General features: G+C 50.6%; 24 protein-coding genes. 7 read left to right on the top strand and 17 right to left on the bottom strand.

Features of this window, described 5'->3' with window-relative positions; all coding sequences use genetic code 11:
* The first annotated feature begins 6 nt into the window (after positions 1–6).
* Positions 7–396 (top strand): disulfide bond formation protein B, encoded by a 390-nt coding sequence (locus tag EVJ28_RS00395; RefSeq protein WP_131440401.1) that lies wholly within the window; start codon positions 7–9, stop codon positions 394–396.
* A gap of 460 nt (positions 397–856) precedes the next feature.
* Here the strand turns inward: EVJ28_RS00395 and nadE are convergent, their stop codons facing one another.
* From nadE to EVJ28_RS00360, 7 genes are all read right to left on the bottom strand, one after another.
* On the bottom strand, positions 857–1672 hold the full coding sequence (gene nadE / locus EVJ28_RS00390; RefSeq protein WP_131457259.1) for an ammonia-dependent NAD(+) synthetase: 816 nt from the start codon (positions 1670–1672) through the stop codon (positions 857–859).
* A gap of 116 nt (positions 1673–1788) precedes the next feature.
* Positions 1789–2586: a BsuPI-related putative proteinase inhibitor gene (locus EVJ28_RS00385; protein ID WP_236633985.1), complete on the bottom strand. Its 798-nt coding sequence runs from the start codon at positions 2584–2586 to the stop codon at positions 1789–1791.
* Positions 2587–2687: 101 nt separating this feature from the next.
* The gene (locus EVJ28_RS00380; RefSeq protein WP_131457261.1) at positions 2688–2882 is read right to left on the bottom strand and encodes a hypothetical protein; all 195 of its coding nucleotides are present in this window, start codon (positions 2880–2882) and stop codon (positions 2688–2690) included.
* A 240-nt stretch (positions 2883–3122) separates the two neighbouring features.
* A complete protein-coding gene (locus EVJ28_RS00375) occupies positions 3123–4214 on the bottom strand; it encodes a virulence factor (RefSeq protein WP_201738308.1) in 1092 nt (363 codons plus the stop codon).
* A 70-nt stretch (positions 4215–4284) separates the two neighbouring features.
* Entirely contained in the window at positions 4285–4524 is a 240-nt protein-coding gene (locus EVJ28_RS00370) for a hypothetical protein (protein ID WP_070327611.1), read from the bottom strand.
* Between the two features lie 67 nt (positions 4525–4591).
* Positions 4592–5863: an alpha/beta fold hydrolase gene (locus tag EVJ28_RS00365; RefSeq protein ID WP_161566943.1), complete on the bottom strand. Its 1272-nt coding sequence runs from the start codon at positions 5861–5863 to the stop codon at positions 4592–4594.
* 2 nt (positions 5864–5865) lie between these two features.
* Positions 5866–6432 carry a GNAT family N-acetyltransferase gene (locus EVJ28_RS00360; protein WP_131457267.1) on the bottom strand — a complete coding sequence of 189 codons (567 nt, stop codon included), beginning with the start codon at positions 6430–6432 and terminating at the stop codon, positions 5866–5868.
* A 151-nt stretch (positions 6433–6583) separates the two neighbouring features.
* Between EVJ28_RS00360 and EVJ28_RS00355 the strand changes: the two genes are divergently transcribed.
* The gene (locus EVJ28_RS00355; protein ID WP_070327614.1) at positions 6584–7315 is read left to right on the top strand and encodes a hypothetical protein; all 732 of its coding nucleotides are present in this window, start codon (positions 6584–6586) and stop codon (positions 7313–7315) included.
* Between the two features lie 332 nt (positions 7316–7647).
* Positions 7648–7875 (top strand): hypothetical protein, encoded by a 228-nt coding sequence (locus EVJ28_RS00350; RefSeq protein ID WP_236633984.1) that lies wholly within the window; start codon positions 7648–7650, stop codon positions 7873–7875.
* 13 nt (positions 7876–7888) lie between these two features.
* Here the strand turns inward: EVJ28_RS00350 and EVJ28_RS00345 are convergent, their stop codons facing one another.
* From EVJ28_RS00345 to EVJ28_RS00330, 4 genes are read right to left on the bottom strand one after another with little or no spacing between them, the layout of a single operon-like run.
* The gene (locus EVJ28_RS00345; protein WP_131457269.1) at positions 7889–8083 is read right to left on the bottom strand and encodes a hypothetical protein; all 195 of its coding nucleotides are present in this window, start codon (positions 8081–8083) and stop codon (positions 7889–7891) included.
* On the bottom strand, positions 8080–8577 hold the full coding sequence (locus EVJ28_RS00340; RefSeq protein ID WP_145963147.1) for a hypothetical protein: 498 nt from the start codon (positions 8575–8577) through the stop codon (positions 8080–8082). Before EVJ28_RS00340 ends, EVJ28_RS00345 begins: the two co-directional genes overlap by 4 nt.
* 32 nt (positions 8578–8609) lie before the next feature.
* Positions 8610–9194 carry a phosphatase PAP2 family protein gene (locus EVJ28_RS00335; protein ID WP_131457273.1) on the bottom strand — a complete coding sequence of 195 codons (585 nt, stop codon included), beginning with the start codon at positions 9192–9194 and terminating at the stop codon, positions 8610–8612.
* Positions 9194–9739, bottom strand: coding sequence for a phosphatidylglycerophosphatase A family protein (locus tag EVJ28_RS00330; RefSeq protein ID WP_131457381.1), 546 nt, complete (start codon positions 9737–9739; stop codon positions 9194–9196). The genes EVJ28_RS00335 and EVJ28_RS00330 overlap by 1 nt, the downstream gene beginning before the upstream one ends.
* A 174-nt stretch (positions 9740–9913) precedes the next feature.
* Between EVJ28_RS00330 and EVJ28_RS00325 the strand changes: the two genes are divergently transcribed.
* A complete protein-coding gene (locus EVJ28_RS00325; protein ID WP_071399504.1) occupies positions 9914–10423 on the top strand; it encodes a YjcG family protein in 510 nt (169 codons plus the stop codon).
* Positions 10424–10425: 2 nt separating this feature from the next.
* Here the strand turns inward: EVJ28_RS00325 and EVJ28_RS00320 are convergent, their stop codons facing one another.
* The gene (locus tag EVJ28_RS00320; RefSeq protein WP_016510315.1) at positions 10426–10614 is read right to left on the bottom strand and encodes a hypothetical protein; all 189 of its coding nucleotides are present in this window, start codon (positions 10612–10614) and stop codon (positions 10426–10428) included.
* 83 nt (positions 10615–10697) lie between these two features.
* A complete protein-coding gene (gene fabI, locus EVJ28_RS00315; RefSeq protein WP_071399503.1) occupies positions 10698–11471 on the bottom strand; it encodes an enoyl-ACP reductase FabI in 774 nt (257 codons plus the stop codon).
* Positions 11472–11620: 149 nt separating this feature from the next.
* On the opposite strand from fabI, the gene EVJ28_RS00310 reads away from it, so the two are divergent.
* Positions 11621–12787, top strand: coding sequence for an FtsW/RodA/SpoVE family cell cycle protein (locus tag EVJ28_RS00310; protein WP_070327622.1), 1167 nt, complete (start codon positions 11621–11623; stop codon positions 12785–12787).
* A 41-nt stretch (positions 12788–12828) separates the two neighbouring features.
* Here EVJ28_RS00310 and EVJ28_RS00305 read toward each other — a convergent pair whose 3' ends face one another.
* From EVJ28_RS00305 to yjbM, 3 genes are read right to left on the bottom strand one after another with little or no spacing between them, the layout of a single operon-like run.
* Complete coding sequence (locus tag EVJ28_RS00305; protein ID WP_131487798.1) at positions 12829–13698, bottom strand: RluA family pseudouridine synthase; 870 nt, start codon at positions 13696–13698, stop codon at positions 12829–12831.
* A 3-nt stretch (positions 13699–13701) separates the two neighbouring features.
* Positions 13702–14499, bottom strand: coding sequence for an NAD kinase (locus tag EVJ28_RS00300; RefSeq protein ID WP_070327624.1), 798 nt, complete (start codon positions 14497–14499; stop codon positions 13702–13704).
* Between the two features lie 12 nt (positions 14500–14511).
* Positions 14512–15156, bottom strand: coding sequence for a GTP diphosphokinase (gene yjbM, locus EVJ28_RS00295; RefSeq protein ID WP_131457277.1), 645 nt, complete (start codon positions 15154–15156; stop codon positions 14512–14514).
* Positions 15157–15264: 108 nt separating this feature from the next.
* Here yjbM and EVJ28_RS00290 point away from each other — a divergent pair, with 108 nt between their 5' ends.
* The gene (locus tag EVJ28_RS00290) at positions 15265–15846 is read left to right on the top strand and encodes a CYTH domain-containing protein (RefSeq protein WP_201738389.1); all 582 of its coding nucleotides are present in this window, start codon (positions 15265–15267) and stop codon (positions 15844–15846) included.
* 333 nt (positions 15847–16179) lie between these two features.
* Positions 16180–16704 carry a DsbA family protein gene (locus EVJ28_RS00285; RefSeq protein WP_236633983.1) on the top strand — a complete coding sequence of 175 codons (525 nt, stop codon included), beginning with the start codon at positions 16180–16182 and terminating at the stop codon, positions 16702–16704.
* Between the two features lie 226 nt (positions 16705–16930).
* On the opposite strand, the gene pepF is transcribed toward EVJ28_RS00285, so the two are convergent.
* Complete coding sequence (pepF, locus tag EVJ28_RS00280) at positions 16931–18733, bottom strand: oligoendopeptidase F (protein ID WP_131457279.1); 1803 nt, start codon at positions 18731–18733, stop codon at positions 16931–16933.
* Positions 18734–18743: the final 10 nt, after the last annotated feature.

The raw sequence follows: 18743 nt of genomic DNA, 5'->3' as shown, positions 1-18743 counted from the left end.
AATCGTATGCAACGTCATCATTTTGCCTTTATTGTCGCGACCGTCGCGACGCTCGGAAGTTTGTACTTCTCCGAAGTCATGCTTTATCTGCCCTGCAAGCTGTGCTGGTTTCAGCGCATATTCATGTACCCGCTCGCGATTTATTACTTGACCATCATGTTGACGAACCGTGAGGTCAACCGTCTCTTCATCGGACTGATGGCCGGTTCCGGCTGGCTGATCAGCCTATACCACGTCGTGCTCGAACGGATTCCGAACGGGGACGCGTTTTGCAGCAACGACTGTCTCATCCGTTGGGTGAACTACTTCGGGTTCGTCACGATCCCGCTCTTGAGCTTCATCGCGTTCACGCTGATTTTAGTCATTCAATTCGTTCCAAAACGTACTGCTCGTTGAATGGAAAGAGGAGACATGGTCGAAATACGACCGCGTCTCCTCTTTATCAAAATTAGGCGAGAATACTCCCACTTCTAAACGACGCGGGCGAAGCCCTAGTGAAAGTGGGAGATGAATCGCCTTCGAACCAGGCGTGTCTTTCGATACATCAATGGTTCGACATCGTGTTTGAACTTCCTGAAATCAGGTAAAAAAATAAGTGTCACGTTCCTTGAAAACTGAAGATATAGGGTTGTGGCAGGAAGTTCGTCTGTCACGTAAAATCTTCAACGTTCACCTAGCGGATGACCGAATTAGCGAAAACCAAGCAAAGTAGGCATCCGCACTAAAGAAACGGACAAGATCAACTTTCAACCGTCGGGACGACGGGGTTAGCCTGATTAGGTTCCGGCTGATAGGTCGGATAACTCAGGAATCCTTCACCTCTAAGCAAAGCGTAGGTGGGGGTAGTTCAATTAGCTCATTGCCACCACTCGTCATAGAGCGACGCCGGCATATGGTGCTTATGGCGCGACCGCTTAAAGATCGTCTCGATCCGCTCGGCGATAGCCGGGTCGACGGCTTTCCCTTCTAAATAATCGTCGAGTTGGTCATACGTCATCCCCAGTGCGACTTCATCGGGAAGACCCGGTTTGTCGTCCTCGAGGTCAGCCGTCGGCACTTTATAAATCAGACTCTCGTGCGCTTCGAGCTCATGGAGCAACGCTTTCCCTTGTCGCTTGCTCAGTCCCGTAAGCGGCGTCAAATCGGCTGCCCCGTCCCCGTGCTTCGTATAAAATCCAGTTACATACTCTGCCGCATGATCAGTCCCGACGACAAGCGCCCCGAACGTCGCTGCGATGTCATATTGGACTTTCATCCGTTCACGCGCTTTCGTGTTTCCTTTATGGAAATCGCCGAGTTCGAGCGTCGTCGCTTGTTTGAACGCCTCGACCGAAGCATCGACGGCCGGCTTGATGTTGACGGTGAACGTCTTGTCAGGCCGGATGAAATCGAGTGACCGCTTGGCGTCGTCTTCATCATGTTGTTCGCCGTATGGGAGGCGGACCGCATAAAACGTATAGTCGCCGCCGGTCTCAGCCCGCAACTCTTCCATCGCATGTTGGCATAACTTGCCCGCGAGTGTCGAGTCTTGTCCACCTGAAATGCCGAGGACGAGTCCTTTCGCCCCCACACGTTTGACGTACGTTTTTAAAAAGTCGATTCGTCGGCGGACTTCTTGAACTGGATCGATGTGCGATTTCACATGAGTCGATTCGATGATGTGTTGTTGCATCTTTCGTTTCCTCCTTGTTTGTAAGTCGGTTTGCCTTATTGTCTGACAATCTGGTTTTGTCGTCAATACGTTTGATTACCAAAAAAAAGACGGAAACGTGAGTTTCCGTCTAACGCTTATTGAATGCGGAACGATGCGACGTCTCCGCCGATCGGTGTCATCTCTAGGAAGAGCGACTGCCCTGATGTCGGTTCCTCGTCTAATAACACGCCGAACGTGAAGCCGCCGGCCGTCGGTTGCGACGCCCCTTGCGCAAACACGTTGTGCCCGTCCGAGACACTCCATTCGAACTCCTCGACGTTCGTGTACCCAGCCACTTCAATCAAATTCCCGTTTCTCTTAATCGAGACATCGCTGAACGCACCGTCCGTCTGGGCCGGTTGCTCGCTCGACTCATCCGTTGGTTCTTCAGAAGACTCTTCCGCAGGCGGCGCCTCTACCGCTTCAACTGATAACGTCTTTTGATCGGTGGCCGCCATCTCTGGTGCACCTTCGACTTGAGCGAGGCTGACGAAATCAACCGTATACTCTCCGCTCTCGAGTGTGAGCGGGAACACTTCGTCAAACACTTTCGTCTCACCCGGTTCCCACGTCTCTTCGATAATTGATTCAGTGAACATATATTCGCTGCCATAATCAAAAACGGTCGTTTCTCCGTTCATGACCGTCAACTGAAAACGTTGCGATGAATTGAAGGTCACCTTGACCGGTCCTTCATTCGGGTTCGTCATCGAAACCGTCGCCGATAATTGTTTTAAATCGGCATTGTAGCTCGCGTCCGTCTCAAGCGTCAATAAAGCTGGAGCTGCCGACGAGTTCCCGTCCACATCGCTCGGAGTTGCTTCTTCTTTACCACACGCCGCCACCACGAGCATCATCGCAGCGACCACGACTAGCAACCAAGTTTTTTTCACGTATTCCACTCTCCTCAACAAAATAAAAAAAACGTCTATAGCACTAGTGTATACGTTCGTGCAGACGTTTGTAATGGATTTCCCTATATTATTTACCTTTTTTAAGAAACTTGTAGGTTTTCCACGTATTGCTGCCAACCGGTCACGAACAACGAGTCAGCGACGTCGATGTCAGAACGAACTTGTGCAGAGATTGAGAACGTCTCACTATGAATCGTCTCAAAAGTGACGGTGATCGTGCCATCGACCACTTCTTTGTAAGCTACGAGTTCAGTTGTTTCTGCAAAAAGAATCATGAGTGTGGCTCCTTTGTCCATATAAGATACATTCAGTGTACCAACGTTATTCAAATAAAAACGTCTTTTCGTTCGACAGTCCCGCCCCGAGCTCGACATGTCTGTCGAATAACTGGCACCGATTGTTAACCGATTGGTTGAATTATGTAAGGACAAACGAAAAAGAGAGGCAATTCGCCAAGCGAACTCCTCTCACTTCCTATAACTGTAAATTTGAACAAACTTGGCTTGTCGAATGGTTTATTTCGAACGGTTCGAGATTTGTTGCCATACCGTTCCGAGTGCCGTTTCTCCGCTCGTAATTCGCTCTTTGGCGAGCCTTGCCTGAAGGGCGACTTCGAATTCACGGTCTTGTTCGGCGATTGTAAGTGCCGGCACCGATTGCTCGTCCCCACAGTCAAATAGGAAACGGGCGGCCCGCCAGCGGACAAGCTTACTTTTATCTTTGAGCGCCTCGATCATCGATGGCTGAGATTTTGACAACGCCCAATCAGAGACGGTGTCCCCCGCGGTCCGTCTCACAATCGGTGACGGATCGACGAGTGCCTGCTCGATATAGGTGACGTAATCCTCCCGATTTTCTTCAAACATACCAATCATGACGACTGCTTGACGACGGATCGCCATCACCTTGTCCTCGAGTGCCCGGCGGAAGTAATTCATGTTCTCCGGTTCGATTTGCAGTTCATCCAAGAATGCCATCCGCGCTTTCCAGTCTTCCGACTGGAGTTGCGACACGTTGGCCTCGTAATCCGCTTCGCGCCCGAAAGCACGGGCGACAATCCGAGCAACGCGATCTTCTGGATAGGCCGCTTCAAGTTCTTCTTGGGCGACGCCGCTCACGTCTTCAAGCTCTCCGTAGCGAGGCGCTTGTTCGACCCAGCGGCGATCTTGAATGACATTTTTCACTTGCTGCTGCACTTGCATCGCTGCGTCGACAAAACGTTTAGACAAACCGACCCGTTTCTCCTCGTCACCTTTGACGAGTTTCAACTGCATCGGGACGTCTAATACGAACTGGACTGATACGTGGACCGGCTCATAGTCTGCCGTCAACTGGCTCGCTTCTCCTTCAGCGACGTCTTCGCCGAACGCACGACGGATGTCGTTCATGACGTCGTGCCAATCGTGTTTCGGATGCCGTTCGACCGCTAAAAAATCAGAGACGGCGTATACCGATTTGACGCCTCGTAGTGCGATGATGTCTCGGATCGTCTCCGGGACGTCTTGACTCGCCTTGTCATATGTGATCCCGCGGCCAGAAAAAGCCGGTTCGACAATGATCTTTAAATTGTTCGGACTTGGCGTTGGTTCAATTGCCACAAGTTTCATCTTCATCACCTCACACCAATCGTGACGAAAACAACAAAAAAACGCAAGCGAGTCGCTTGCGTCGTGAACATCAAAATAGGGCGATGAACTGTTGGAGGGAATAGCGCTCTCCTTCGACGTCGAACGTGTCATCTCCAGCAATCGGTTCTAGGAAGAAGCGTTTCTCCCCGTCAGCTTTCACGTAACCGAAGATGTGGTTCGTCTGATAAAATAATTCCACAATCGTGACCCGGCCGAACGTCATCCCGTCATTGATGACTGCCTGGTCCCCTAACTCGCCGCCGTTGTACAGTTCGATATACGTTTCCATGTGTTGTCGCTCCCTTTGTGTTTGTTTTCACAATTCATTTCTATCAGACAAAGGTCGTGACTTCAAGTTATTTTTTTGCGTTACGCTTCCAAAAATCAATCCAATTATAATACTCGGATAACACTCTATCAATTTGTTGGATTGACGGTTCATGTTCAAGTCCTTTAGCACCAATCTTCTCTTTGCAATGCGTGATAAAGATTTCGTTTCCTGGTAAAACGTTTGCCCGATTTGTGGCAAATACTTGTCGGAGGTGGACTTGGCATCTTACCGTCCCGAGCATGCCTGGCGAGGCACCGGCAATCAAGACCGGTTTATCACGAAGCGGCGTTCCCGGTTCGAGTGATAGCCAGTCGATCGCATTCTTTAAGACGCCGGGTATGCTGTGATTGTATTCGGGGGTAACAACGAGCAGACCGTCCGCTTCTCTAACCACTTGCTTGAACGCGACAACGACGTCCGGTTCATCCGGGTCGATCAAGTCGTCATTATAGAGCGGCAATTCGATGGATGCGACCTCCACGTCAAACCGATCACGACCGAGTTCGATGATCGAATGAAGTAGCGCCGTATTGAACGATGCTTTACGCAAACTTCCTGATACGGCGATCAGCTTGAACTTATGCACCGAGCGCACTTCCGCGTCGAGCCAAGCGTTAATGAGTTGCGCTTCGGTTTCAGGCGCCTCCATCATCCCCATATGACTGGCTTGCACCGTCTGTTTTGTATGACGCTCCGCCCCTATGAAAGCTCGTTCCGCGTCCATGTTCGGGTCTTTCGAGCCGTAAATAAACAATCCGGGCAGGTTCGTCTCGCGCACCGTTCCTGTCTCGTCATTCCGGTCCCGAATCGCTTCTTGAGCTGAAATGATTCCTTCTTTCGACATCTTGAAGCCGATTCGTTTCGCACGTTCGATGAGTGTCTGATCAGAATCCGGGGCGAACACGCCTGGGATCATCTCGTCGATGAACGGATGGACACCTTCTTCGATCACTTTCTCAATCGCGGCGTTTCGTTTCGCCTTCGCTTGATCCGAATCCGCGCCGGCCGTCGAATGAATCAACCCGAAGCCCGATAATTCATCCGGATAGCGTCGAACAAGGTTCGTCGTGATGTATCCGCCGAACGAATGTCCCAGTACGACCGGACGATCGAGCTCGCGCAAACGAATCTCTTTGATCACCCAATCCGCGAATTGATCGATCGTCTCGGGACCCGATTCGGTGTCATCATGTCCCGGAAGCGTCAACGCGTACACATCCGCTTCAAGCATCGGGACGAGCTCGTCAAAATAATCCGGTGACCCACATAGGCCGTGAAGCAATACAACTTGTCTCATCGTCATCTCCCTCTCTGTGACCATTCGTCTTTTAGTAGACGGTACATCGTCAAGTCCATAAAACGGCCGTGACTGTAAGCGTAGTCGTGTAGCAAGCCTTCCTCGGTGAAGCCGAGCTTTCGCACCAACCGATTTGACCCATCGTTCTCTGGCGCGACGAGCGCCGAGATCCGGTGAAACTTGAACTCGTCGAACCCATACCCGATGACGGCTGTCGCCGCTTCAAAGGCGACACCTCTGCGCCAATAACTAGGCGCGACTTCAAATCCGATTTCAGCCCTGAAGTATTGAGGCGTCCAGTTATGAAAGCCGATCGTCCCGACGAGTTCATCGGTCACACGGTCACAAATCGCCCATCGAATCGCTTTCCCTTGTTGGAATTGATCTTTAAAATAGGCGATGACGTTCTTCGCCTCATATACGGCAAGCAACGGATCCGATCCGTAATAGCGCATGACTTCCTCGGTCGAGAGAATCACGTAGAGTGCCCGTGCGTCCCTAGGCTCGAGTTCTCTCAGGATAAAGCGATCTGTAGCGAGCTCTGGAAAACTCTTCTTCAACCCCCACATGCTGAACCCGCCTTTCTTCTACCTTTTCTCTAATTATACCTAGTTTTCCTCAAAAACCATCATCTCAATCATCTCGACCGCTCCAACATGGCACACTCGGGACGGATTTGCTAAAATCAAATTGTAGTGACTTCGAACTGAGGGGATTAATATGTCAAAACAGTTGTTCTACATTAAACAAGACCGGGAACTACAACGTTTTACCCTTCATGGGGTGACACTGACGGATGTCGTCGAAGCGTTATCACTCGCCCGACCGATGATCATCTGTCGAACAGACATTAAAGGGATGAGACAATCATCCCGGACGAGGTTTCGCTATATCGAGGCACACGAACTCTCAACGTTCTCGACGAAATATTTGAATAACCAGACGAGTTTCACCGCCATCGATTTTCCCGACTATAATTTACTCGAGTCATTATCAGACCATGAGATTGCGGAAATATTGTTTTTGAGCCACATGGAACGAGGGCTGAAAGCGCCGTTCCTCAACTCGATTCAAAATGAGATCGCTTATTTCAACGAGTCGAACGATCGTCACAGTAGCCTCTACATAAAAGACTGGTCGACGATCAATCAGTTCCTGCAAAGCGTGCTTCAAAGTAAACTCGATCGTGACATCCGTAATATCAGCTTCGTCCCGATCCCGCTGCCTGTCATCGATGAAATCGTGGCTTTATCCCCACAAGGGCTGATTATCGATTTCGACCACACGAAACGCAGTCTGTTCAATCGACAAGTCGCCATCTCGTTTTACGTCGCCGGACGATACGAGGACATGTCTGTGCTTGAAGAAGACTTTGACGCCAAGAAGGAATCGATCGCCTTAAAAGGGCAATTGACCTATCGCCGCCGAACATGGGAAATCGAACGATTTTAAGTTCATACGTGTATGAAAGTCAAAAGAGCCTGTACAATTCAGGCTCTTTTTTGCTATTGCGCTCGTCTTTATTTCGTTCCAAATCGCTTTGTCTAACGACTTTATCGTTATTTTTAAAAATTGATAACAAATTGTCTTAATTTTTCGTTAAATTAAGTCTTTTCTTTTAACGACAGGACGGTATACTAGGAATAACCTTCTGGAGGGACGGAAGGCAATATAGAGAAAGCGAGGTGAAAATCTATTCATCTGTCGATGGATAGATCTACGAAATGGAACAACTGAAAGTACAGGGAATCTCTTCGTTCACCAAGTTTGCGACGAATGGAAACATGCTGAAATTAAAAGACGCAATTGCCGGCGAGCAGCGGATTTCGCTTCAAGAAGCGACCGATATTCAAGTCTCGATGCTCGACGAGGACCATTCGCGCTTCACTATATTCGGTCAGTCGCGCCCACTCGTGGAACTGACCCTTCCTCACCATTCTTGTGAAGTGCTATATGCATGGCTACTCCACAAATTAAAACGACAAAAAATCAAATTGGCTTCAAACGCTTAATAAAAGCGCGTCCTCATGAGGAGGGCGCGCTTTGTTCATTTCTCCGATAGATGGTGACGCCCCCATGTTTGGCGGCGCCCACGACTTGGAACAACCACTCTTTCTCGATCAACAGTGACCGTACTGTCAAAAAGTCGTCTTTCGGTACGAGCAACTCATCGATTGAGCCGTCGAGTAACGCTTTGACCTTTTGTTCCCACTCGTTCATTTTGCTTCATTCCTTTCCTTCTGTGCTTCGTTCGCCCAGGCAAATAAGTACTCACCCGTTTGAATCGCGTCGCCCGGTACGAACAGTTCCATCGGCACGTGTGCATGCGACGGAATCTCTCGATTGATTGCGAGCACGACCGGTTCACCGAGTGCTGCTTCGATGTAGTCGGAAGCAAACGTGATCACTTCATCCGCAGACATTGTTCCCTCGTTCGCAAGAGCTGCTGCATAGGCCGCGTCCATCTCATTATCTTTCAACAGAACACGTCCGTGCTCGAGCAGCGCGAACGGTGGCTTCGCGTCGACATGAAACACCTCATAGGCGCGATAGCCCGTTTCATCACATGATAGGAGCGGAACGAAACGGCGTTGTCCCGTCCATTTCTTCAATTGAAACAACGTCCGCATCGACGCAAATGACTTCGCGCCAGTCGCATCTTTTTCGACCAATATCGTCGGCGAACTCGCCGCGTCCGCTTGATCCCTTCCCATAAACAACCAACTTTCAACTTCAGACACGAGTATCAACGATTCTTCCTCCCTATAATCCATTCTGATCCGGCAATCACCGTGAACGCGACGAGCCATCCGCCCATGACGTCACTGAAATAGTGAACGTTTAAAATGACCCGACTGAACGAGACGGCTACGAGTAGCACGACGAGCACCGCGACCCAAACGGGCGAGTACTTTCGCCGGTATAAACTAAAAGCGAGCAAACCGTACAAGGCGAGCGAACCCGAGGCGTGCCCGCTCGGAAAACTATACGTCGTCGCATCGAGAGCGGCATCGATGAGCGGCCGGTCGATCCCGTACACTCGCTTCAATAGTTGAGTCACAACTAACGTCCCGATGACGACGAGCGGTAACCGGAACGCTTCAAGTTTGTCCCCGCGCCATAACCAATAAAGCATGCCGACAAAGGCAAGGGCGATCAACACCTTCACGCTGCCGAGTTCCGTCACATAGACAAACAGCGGGCCAGACAACGGCGCGACAGTCCGATAGACGAACCCGTCGAGCGAAACCGCCCCACCTAAAATGACAATCACCGAGACGATGGCGAAGCCAAGCGTCCCGGCGATTGTCATTGCTTTTGCGCGATGCATCAATATAATCCTTTGCGTCCACGCATCTCGTCTTCACCGAAATCGTTCATGTCGCGCAACCGGTGCGCGAGACGGCCCGATGCGTTAGCCGCGATCGCACCGACAAGGTCGTCCATGAACGTATGAACTTGACCGTCGTCCATCTTCGTATCGAGCTGCTTGATGATCCCGATCTTCGCTTTATCTAAGTAACCGAACGTCGTGACGGCAATCGATCCGTACGTGTTGACGGCCCCGATCGCGATCGTCTCATCGACGCCGAATAAACCTTCATCTGAAGCGACGATTGAAAGGAGCGGTTCTGACAACTGCCCTTTTTCGGCTAACATATCGAGCTCTGAACCGACGAGAATCGCGTGTTGGAGTTCGCGTTTCTCAAGGACGGCCTCAACCGACTCGATGCAGTCTTTTAATGATAAGTGTGGTGAATAGGGCGCCTGCATTTGGTAAACGATCTCTGCGATCGATTCGATCGATACGCCCCGTTCAATCAAACGGGCCCGTGCAGCCTCTGTTACGTCTCGTGAGTGTGGTACTTGTTTCATAATTGTTGCGGGCAATTACCCGCGTCACATCCCTTCATCTCGAGAAAAGCATGTCTCGAAGTACTCATTCTCTATTATACTGAAAACTTGAAAAAAAACACTAAGCCCACTTTGACTTCATTCGATAAATCGGTCATCATAAACTAGTAGACCATTCATAAAGGGGGAACTGGAATGAAGATTGGGGTAGTCTTATTTCCATCAAAACAAGTTCAAGACTTCGCCAACTCGTATCGAAAACGTTACGATACGAAGTACGCTTTGATTTCGCCACACGTGACGATCAAAGAACGTACCGAAGTCGACGAAGCCGAGTTACCAAAAGTGCTCGAGTATTTACAACAAATCGCTGAAACGACGAAGCCGATTCAGTTGAAGATCGACGGTGCCCGCTCGTTCGCGCCGACGAACAACGTCCTTTACTTAAAAGTGTTACCGACGCGCGAACTCGAAGCGCTACAAACTCGCTTACACGAAGGTGCACTCGATCAGCCTCCGAAGTACGAGTTCCTCCCGCATATCACGATCGGACAAGATCTGACCGACGCCGAGCTGTTCGATGTGCTCGAACGGATGCGGATGGAACAAGTCCATTTTGAAGAGACAATCAACCGTATGGCCGTCATGTATGAGCTCGAAAACGAAACATGGAACGTCTATGAGACGTTCCGGTTCCGAGGTTAATATTATACGCTCCGGTCGACGAAACGACCGGGGCTTTTTTCTTGTTCAGCTTCTAACCATTCTTCTTGACGCGGAATAATCCGTTGGACCCGCTGGATGCGAGTGACCGGTTCGATGTTCGCCCGTTCTGTCGGTTGGACCTGGCGATTCCCATATTGGACGACCGTAAAATCAATCTGATAAGGACCCATGATCTTCCCTCCCTCACAAGTCCTTACCCCAAACGGTTACGCTATAATACAAAAAGAGCGCATTTACGCGCCCTTTCCCAAACTTATAAAATATGGTAGCCGCTGTCGACGTGGATGACTTCTCCCGTGATGCCACTCCCCATACCCGATAACAAGAACAGACCGGTCGAGGCCACTTCTTCGGCCGAGACGTTCCGGCGCAGTGGTGCCTTTTGCTCGAGTTCAGACAAGATGCTGTTAAAGTCGCCGACACCTTTCGCCGACAACGTCCGAATCGGTCCAGCCGAAATCGCGTTGACTTGCACGCCTTGCGGGCCGTATTCGTTCGCCAAATATTTGACGCTCGAATCGAGCGCGGCCTTAGCGACACCCATCAAGTTATAGTTCGGTACGACCCGTTCCCCTCCGAGATACGTGAGCGTGATGACCGAAGCGTTCTCTGCGAAGTAAGGTTTTGCCGCCTTGACGACCGCCGTCAAACTGTACGCCGAAATATCGAGCGCTTGTGCGAACTGACCGCGCGTCATCTCCGAGAATTCACCGCGCAACGCTTCTTTATCCGCGAAAGCGATTGAATGCGCAATCCCCTGAATCAGACCGACTTGCTCATGGATCGAACGGAACGTCGTGTCGATCGCTTCATCGTTCGTGACATCACACTCAAGCAACAGTGCTTCTTGGCTCAATTCAGCAGCGAGTGATTCGAGACCTGACTTGAAACGTTCAGACGCATAAGTGAGCACGAGCTTCGCTCCTGCCGCGTCGAGCGTTTTCGCGATCGCCCAAGCGATCGAGCGTTTATTGGCAATCCCCATGACGACGTACGTCTTGTTCGTTAACGTTGGATAAATTGACATTGTGAACTCCCCTTTTTAGTACCTGGTTATAACATCTGTTATCAGATTACAGAATGGTGTCTGTTTTGTCAACCGCCTCGTAACGTATTGCGATTTTTTATAGTTACGGTAAGATAAACTACGTATAGAAAGGGTGAGACGACTTCATCATGAACCACATTCAATCTTATTTAAAAAGTTTAGACACGACACTTCTGACAATCGTCTTTTTCTTGATGGTCATCAGCCTTGGTGCCATCTACACGGCACAACCGATGTTGCCAACTCGTTTACAACATATTAACTTCGCCTTCGATCAAGGAATCCGTTACATCATCGGATTCGTTGCCATGTTTGCCATCATGACAATCGAATACGAGCAGTTGCGAAAAATTCATTGGTATCTCTATTCCTTTGGTTTATTGCTTTTAGTTGGCTTAATTCCGCTCCGGGATACCACACTCGTTCCAAATATTAATGGGGCGTATGGATGGTACAATGTGCCTGGTTTTAGTTTTCAACCAGCTGAATTCATGAAGTTGTTTTTACTTATTTCCATGGCCACAATCGTCTACGACCACAATAAACGTTACGGTTCGTCTCAACAGGATGCGTGGCTGTTAATGAAACTAGTATTACTCGCCATCCCACCTCTTGGGCTGATTGTCACGCAACCAGACTTAGGGACCGGGCTTGTTTTAATCACGATGCTCGGTGCCATCATCATCGTGTCAGGGATCGGTTGGAAGTGGTTGCTCGGCCTATTTAGCGCTGCCGCCGTGACGATCGGTGGGTTCATGTACTTGTTTTTCTCGCATTTCGAGGTGCTTCAAAGCTTCGTTCCGGGCCACGCCTTGAATCGTTTCCAAGCATGGATTTACCCATATGAGTACTCTGACGATTTAGCGTTCCAGTTGATCAAATCGCTTCAAGCCATCGGTTCTGGTCAAATGTTCGGAACTGGCTATGGTCAAGGTTTAGTCTATCTACCAGAGTCGCAGACCGATTTTATTTTCGCCGTCATCGCTGAGCATTATGGTTTTATCGGTGCAGCAATCGTGATTATCGTCTTCTTCTTGTTCTTGTACCGGATGATTCATATCGCGCTCGAAGCGAGCAGTCCGTTCGGAAGTTACATCGTGACCGCCGTCATCGCCATGTTCACGTTCCAGATCTTCCAAAATATCGGAATGACAATCGGTGTCCTCCCGATCACCGGCCTAACCTTGCCGTTCATCAGTTACGGGGGTACCGGGATCATCATGAACATGATTGCCATCGGGCTCGTCATGAACGTCGCCTCAAAATCAAAAACGTATATGTTTGACGACGATTGAAAACAGCCCCGCGCTCATTTGAGCGCGGGGCTATGTTTTGTTCACTCGTGTTCGAGTTGAAAGTCGACGGGATAAGCCGCTTCGATTACGATACTCTCCCCTGTCAACGGATGATCGAACGCGGCAGACGAGCTGTGAAGTGCGTGACGGGCGAGCACGGGACGTCCGCCATACATCGTATCCCCGAGTAACGGATGACCAATGTGGCGCATGTGGACGCGTATCTGATGGGTCCGTCCGGTCTCGAGTTGGATCGTCAACGCCGCATAGTCACCGTGCGACTCGACGTGACGGACGTGTGTGACGGCTCGTTGCCCGTCGTCTGTGACGACGCGTTCCATGATCGAGTGTTCGGCCCGACCGATCGGCGCATCAATCGTCTGTCGTTCGACCATTCCTACGACGAGGGCGATATACGTCCGGGACAAACCACCTCGCTTTTGAAGTTCGCTGAAGCGATGGTGCACGTACGCATATTTAGCGAACAAGACGACACCAGACGTATCCCGGTCGAGCCGATTGATCACATGAATCGCCGAGTGCAATCCAATTCGTTCATAGTAACCGAGCACAGCGTTCGCAAGCGTGTCGTCAGGATGAAGCCGAGACGGGATCGTCGCGATGCCTGCCGGCTTATCGACGGCGAGCAAATAGTCGTCCTCGTAGATGACCGTGAGCGGACGCCGCGAACGGACCATCGTTTCCGCTGGCTGCTCAAGCGGAAAATGAACCGTCACTTCATCGCCGCTCGACACATCAAAGCGAACAGTCCGCGGCTCCCCGTTCACTAAGATGAGGCCACCGTGTTTGACTTGCGTCAACATCTTGCGTGAGATGCCACAATCCCCCATCAAAAAATCGCGCAGCGGGACGTTCGTCTCCGCGACACGACGTAATGTAAAACCGTACATATGTTACTTCCCTTCCTCGATGAACGATTCGCGCACCCGACGCCAAAATGGGAACGGGCGGAACCGGGCGAACGTCACTTTTTCTCTCGCGACCGCGCAACGGATCGACTGGACGTTCGACCACGACAGTGCTTCCTGATGGTCGAACGCGAGCTCAAACTCCGTTTTCGTGTGCGGTTTGATTTTGACTTGGTGGTGCTTCGGCAACAACAGTGGTGAGCCGATCGTCCGGTAGACGAGATTATTGATCGACGCCATCTCGGTCACTTGGATCGCCTCGATCGATGGATGGACGATCGCACCGCCGAGCGCTTTATTATAGGCGGTCGAGCCGGACGGTGTCGAGATGCAAAGCCCGTCTCCGCGGAACGTTTCAAAGTAATCGTCACGGATCGACAAGTCACACACGAGCGTGCGCTTGTAATTTTTAATCGTACACTCGTTCATCGCCAACTGCCGCTCCGTCGTCCCGTCCTCATAGTCGATCAACACTTCGACGAGCGGATAAGATACCGGTTCAAACGACTCGCTCGTGATCATCTCTGTCAATTCATCGAGCTCGTCCGGTTGCCAGTCCGCGTAAAAACCGAGATGGCCCGTATGGATGCCGACGAGAAGCGTGTCGTCTAGCCGGTCGACATATTCATGGAACGCCTGTAGCATCGTCCCGTCCCCACCGACCGAAACGACGATCCGAGGTTGTTCCGAGACGGAATGTCCCGCCTCGGTCAACTTGTCTGTCAACTCACGCGCGATTTCCGCGGAACGCGCATCTCCCCTTGACACAATCGCAAACTGCATACACTCACCCCCCTAGTCTTGGTCCGTTTGGACGTTCATTTCTTTATCACGAAACACTTGCTGCGCATCTTGAATCTCGACGCGGAGCTGACTCATCTCAGCATCGAGCAAAAACGCCGCCTCCGCGGCCCGGCGCAGCCGTTCTTGGACTTCTTGCGGCATGTCGCCATCGTATTTATAGTTCAACGAGTGCTCGATTGTCGCCCAAAAGTTCATCGCGAGCGTCCGGACTTGGACTTCGACGAGCGTCGGGAATTCCCCGTGGATCGTCTGGACCGGGTATTCGATGATGATGTGATACGATCGATAACCCGATTTTTTTTGATTCGTGATGTAGTTCCGTTCCTCTACGATTTTAAAGTCGGTCCGGTGGTGCAACAGCTCGAGGACCTGCACGATATCATCCACAAATTGACACATGATTCGAAGCCCGGCGATGTCTTGCATCTCGGTCGACAAGTGATCATAGGCGATCTGTTTTCGTTTCGCTTTCTCGAGGATGCTTCCGACCGGCTTGACCCTGCCGGTAACAAACTCGATTGGAGAATGGTCATTTTGCGAGTTGTATTGCTTACGGATCGCTTTAAACTTCACTTTCAGTTCATCGACCGCAATTTGATACGGCACTAAAAATTGATCCCAGTCCACTGATTGCATATGCTGTCACCACTTTCGTTCGTTTCGGAAAACCTTGCATTTTTCCGTATGTATCCGATTGTATGGTATCATAAACGAACAATTGTTCATAGAATGGAGCGATGACGAATGACCCAAGAAGTGGAAATTGAGTTTAAATCGATGCTGACGAAAGATGAGTATGAGACGTTGCTCGAATCGTATCAGTTATCCGACCAAGTCAAATGGCAAGCCAACGATTATTTCGATACACCCACGTTTGAACTGCGCAACCAAGGCGCGGCCTTGCGCATCCGTGAGAAGAAGACCGGTCAAGTTTTGACGCTCAAACAACCGCACGATGTCGGACTGCTCGAGACGCATGCACCGATCAATGAAGAAGCGGCGGAAAATTTGTTCAAGTACGGCATCGTCCACGACGAACAGATGAAACAAGCCCTCGCCACGTTCAATTTGACCGGACCGCTCGAGCATTTGGGCCGGCTCGAGACGAAGCGTGCTGAAATCGAGACGGCAGACGGTCTGCTCGTGCTCGATGAAAGTCATTATTTGGAGATTTGTGATTACGAAATAGAATTCGAAGTGACGGACGAAACGGCAGGCCGAATCGCGTTTGAACAGCTGCTCTCGAGCCACAGTATCCCGTTACGTCCGGCCAAAAATAAAATCGTCCGATTCATGGAAGAAAAGATGAGACGGAGTGAAGGTTGAGCAGATACGTTGCCAACCTTTTTTTTTCGTTGCTACAATGAGCATACGATATAGTTGATTTTGTTTACGAGAGGAGGCGACACAATGGAACTTGAACAATGTAATGAGTCATCCTGTTCACTGGAAGAATCTTCTATCCAAGTAACATATAAGCCATTAGAGTTATTCTATTTCATGGACATCTCTGATCCCGACGGTTTCCACGTGATGACACTCATTAAAAAACTCGAGCTCGAATACGGACACTTGATTCGTTTTCGGATGGTCTCGACAGTTCCTAGTTGTGTTGGCGGATGTCAGGAAGAGGTTCGCCTTCTCACGATGATCAAGGCTATGGAATTACAAGGAAAACGCCATGCGATGCGTTTTTTGCGTCACCTTCATATTAACGACGCCTTTACGAAGGACGCTTCTAACGATGCCGACCTGTGGGAGATTGCGCGCTCTTACGCCGGATACGGGCTCGATATCGATGAGTTGGCGGCAGATATGCAGTCGGATCAACTCTTGAGCGCCCTCGCTGTCGACCATCAAATATTAAAAGACTGGGAAATCGAATCACTTCCTGCCATGACGTTCGTCACCCGTGACGAGGCGCTCAAAATCGAAGGCGTCTATCCTTACGACGTGTACCAAGCCGTTATGAGTGAACTGCTCGGATACGTACCGAATCGGCAAACCGGTTGGAACGTTGAAAAAGTGTTACGTCACTACGACGCCTCGACAATCACTGAGCTCGCGTTCATCTTAGAGCTCGACAAGCCGATCATCGAACGGGAACTGAAAAAACTGTCGCTCCAGCAACGTTGCCGCCCTGTCCCCGGCTGCAGCGGTCAAGCATGGGCCACACAAAAATAAACGGATACAAAAAGAAACCCACGGCCGGGGAGCCGTGGGTTTTTGACGTCTCAAGCGGGGACAAGAGACGCCGATCTTAACACCCGGGGAAGGTGTCAAGACGGGAGAAAGTTTACGGTCAATAAAGGGGTTTGTGATTGATTTCACACTTATAATATAACCATAGGCTCGCCTGTTGACAAGCACTTTGTTCATATTGTCACATAATGTTCACGCACGTGCACGCTTACGAAAACAGGAGTGATTCCATTTCATCGAGGACGGATTCAAACTGATCGAGCGCTGCTAACACAGGTGCTTTCGTCGTCATGTCGACACCGGCTGCCTTCAACACCTCGATCGGGTAATCACTCGATCCGGCTTTTAAGAACTTATCGATATAACGTTTAACGGCAGGCTCGCCTTCGTCCATGATTTGTTGCGACAACGCCGCTGACGCCGAAATTCCTGTCGCATACTGATATACATAGTAGTTGTAGTAGAAGTGCGGGATACGGGCCCACTCGAACGCGATCTCTTCGTCGATGACGATGTCGTCGCCGAAGTAACGCTTGTTCAACTCAAGATACGTCTCGTTCAAGTATTCTGGTGTGAGCGAGATGCCATCTTGGGCCGCTTGATGGATCTTATGTTCGAACTCAGCGAACATCGTCTGACGGAACAGCGTCCCCCGGAACGTCTCGAGTTGATTGTTGAGCAAGTAAAGGCGCTCGGCTTTGTCCGTCCGTGTCTTCAACAAATAGTCGTTCAAGAGCGCCTCATTCGTCGTCGAGGCGACTTCTGCCACAAAAATCGAATAGTCCCCATACGGGTACGGTTGCGTGGCACGCGTGTAGTGACTGTGTACCGAATGACCGAACTCGTGGGCAAGCGTGAACAAGTTGTTCACGTTGTCTTGCCAGTTCATCAAGATGAACGGTTGCGTGTCGTACGCGCCAGACGAATAGGCACCGCTACGTTTGCCGCGTGTCTCTCGGACGTCGACCCAACGTGAATCGAGACCGTCTTTGACGATTTGGACGTACTCGTCCCCGAGTGGAGCCAGACCTTGGACCATGAGCTCTTTCGCTTCTTCATAAGGCACTTTCATCTCGACGTCTTTGACGAGTGGCGTGTATAGGTCATACATATGCACTTCGTCTACACCGAGCGCTCGTTTACGAAGCGCGACATAACGGTGCAACAGATCGAGCCGTTCATTCACCGCTTCAACGAGTCCATCGTATACCGATTCAGGAATCGAGTTGTTGTGGAGTGCCGATTGACGCGCGCTCTCAAACTTGCGAACCGTCGCATAAAAGTTGTCCTTCTTCACGCTTCCAGACAGAGTTGACGCGAACGTGTTCAAGTATTGTTTGTACGTCCCATACATCGCTTTGAAAGCCGTCTCACGCACGCTGCGGTCTGCCGACTCTAAAAACGTAATGTAACGTCCGTGTGTCAGTTCGACTTCTTCTCCTTGCTCATTCTTCACTTTAGGAAATTTCAAATCGGCGTTGTTGAGCATGCCGAACGTCGAGCTCGATTGTCCGAGCACGTCGCCGGCTTGGGCGAGGATCGCTTCTTCCGCTTCCGTCAAGACGTGGGGCCGCTCTTGCGCCAACTCATCGAACGCATGACGGTAGACGGTCAACCCTTCGTGGCCGTCCATGAACGCCGTGATCTCACTTTCATCGATGGCGAGCAGTTCTGGTGTCATGAAGGCGAGTTGAGCCGAAATTTGAGCGGCGAGTGACCCGGCACGGTCGTTCAGCGCCTGATAATGGCTGTTGGCCGTATCTTCGTCATAGCGCATATGGGCGTATGTATACAGCTTATGCAGTTGACGCGAGATCTCGTCACGGAGCTGCAGCGCCGCGTAAAGTGTCTCGGCCGATTCCCCGAGTTTCCCTTTGAATTCAACGAGTTCAGGGATTCGGGCTTTGAGTGTCTCAAAGTCTTGCTCCCACGCTTTGTCGTCTGCATAGATGGTTTCTAAGTTCCACGTCTCCTCGACGGGTACTTGTTGTCGTGTTAGTACTTCTGACATATGTCCACTT

Origin of the sequence: Exiguobacterium sp. SH3S3 (assembly GCF_004337115.1) — a bacterium.
Taxonomy (GTDB): domain Bacteria; phylum Bacillota; class Bacilli; order Exiguobacteriales; family Exiguobacteriaceae; genus Exiguobacterium; species Exiguobacterium aurantiacum_A.
The sequence above is the reverse complement of the archived record's forward strand: the minus strand, read 5'-3'. Positions and strand labels throughout refer to the sequence as shown.

What these genes read in the sequence shown, in the direction of transcription:
- EVJ28_RS00395 (WP_131440401.1), top strand. Translation starts at nt 7, where the DNA reads ATGCAACGTCATCATTTTGCCTTTATTGTCGCGACCGTCGCGACGCTC.
- nadE (WP_131457259.1), bottom strand. Translation starts at nt 1,672, where the DNA reads ATGCAACAACACATCATCGAATCGACTCATGTGAAATCGCACATCGAT.
- EVJ28_RS00380 (WP_131457261.1), bottom strand. Translation starts at nt 2,882, where the DNA reads ATGATTCTTTTTGCAGAAACAACTGAACTCGTAGCTTACAAAGAAGTG.
- EVJ28_RS00375 (WP_201738308.1), bottom strand. Translation starts at nt 4,214, where the DNA reads ATGAAACTTGTGGCAATTGAACCAACGCCAAGTCCGAACAATTTAAAG.
- EVJ28_RS00370 (WP_070327611.1), bottom strand. Translation starts at nt 4,524, where the DNA reads ATGGAAACGTATATCGAACTGTACAACGGCGGCGAGTTAGGGGACCAG.
- EVJ28_RS00365 (WP_161566943.1), bottom strand. Translation starts at nt 5,863, where the DNA reads ATGAGACAAGTTGTATTGCTTCACGGCCTATGTGGGTCACCGGATTAT.
- EVJ28_RS00360 (WP_131457267.1), bottom strand. Translation starts at nt 6,432, where the DNA reads ATGTGGGGGTTGAAGAAGAGTTTTCCAGAGCTCGCTACAGATCGCTTT.
- EVJ28_RS00355 (WP_070327614.1), top strand. Translation starts at nt 6,584, where the DNA reads ATGTCAAAACAGTTGTTCTACATTAAACAAGACCGGGAACTACAACGT.
- EVJ28_RS00350 (WP_236633984.1), top strand. Translation starts at nt 7,648, where the DNA reads ATGCTGAAATTAAAAGACGCAATTGCCGGCGAGCAGCGGATTTCGCTT.
- EVJ28_RS00345 (WP_131457269.1), bottom strand. Translation starts at nt 8,083, where the DNA reads ATGAACGAGTGGGAACAAAAGGTCAAAGCGTTACTCGACGGCTCAATC.
- EVJ28_RS00340 (WP_145963147.1), bottom strand. Translation starts at nt 8,577, where the DNA reads ATGGGAAGGGATCAAGCGGACGCGGCGAGTTCGCCGACGATATTGGTC.
- EVJ28_RS00335 (WP_131457273.1), bottom strand. Translation starts at nt 9,194, where the DNA reads ATGCATCGCGCAAAAGCAATGACAATCGCCGGGACGCTTGGCTTCGCC.
- EVJ28_RS00330 (WP_131457381.1), bottom strand. Translation starts at nt 9,739, where the DNA reads ATGAAACAAGTACCACACTCACGAGACGTAACAGAGGCTGCACGGGCC.
- EVJ28_RS00325 (WP_071399504.1), top strand. Translation starts at nt 9,914, where the DNA reads ATGAAGATTGGGGTAGTCTTATTTCCATCAAAACAAGTTCAAGACTTC.
- EVJ28_RS00320 (WP_016510315.1), bottom strand. Translation starts at nt 10,614, where the DNA reads ATGGGTCCTTATCAGATTGATTTTACGGTCGTCCAATATGGGAATCGC.
- fabI (WP_071399503.1), bottom strand. Translation starts at nt 11,471, where the DNA reads ATGTCAATTTATCCAACGTTAACGAACAAGACGTACGTCGTCATGGGG.
- EVJ28_RS00310 (WP_070327622.1), top strand. Translation starts at nt 11,621, where the DNA reads ATGAACCACATTCAATCTTATTTAAAAAGTTTAGACACGACACTTCTG.
- EVJ28_RS00305 (WP_131487798.1), bottom strand. Translation starts at nt 13,698, where the DNA reads ATGTACGGTTTTACATTACGTCGTGTCGCGGAGACGAACGTCCCGCTG.
- EVJ28_RS00300 (WP_070327624.1), bottom strand. Translation starts at nt 14,499, where the DNA reads ATGCAGTTTGCGATTGTGTCAAGGGGAGATGCGCGTTCCGCGGAAATC.
- yjbM (WP_131457277.1), bottom strand. Translation starts at nt 15,156, where the DNA reads ATGCAATCAGTGGACTGGGATCAATTTTTAGTGCCGTATCAAATTGCG.
- EVJ28_RS00290 (WP_201738389.1), top strand. Translation starts at nt 15,265, where the DNA reads ATGACCCAAGAAGTGGAAATTGAGTTTAAATCGATGCTGACGAAAGAT.
- EVJ28_RS00285 (WP_236633983.1), top strand. Translation starts at nt 16,180, where the DNA reads ATGGAATTACAAGGAAAACGCCATGCGATGCGTTTTTTGCGTCACCTT.
- pepF (WP_131457279.1), bottom strand. Translation starts at nt 18,733, where the DNA reads ATGTCAGAAGTACTAACACGACAACAAGTACCCGTCGAGGAGACGTGG.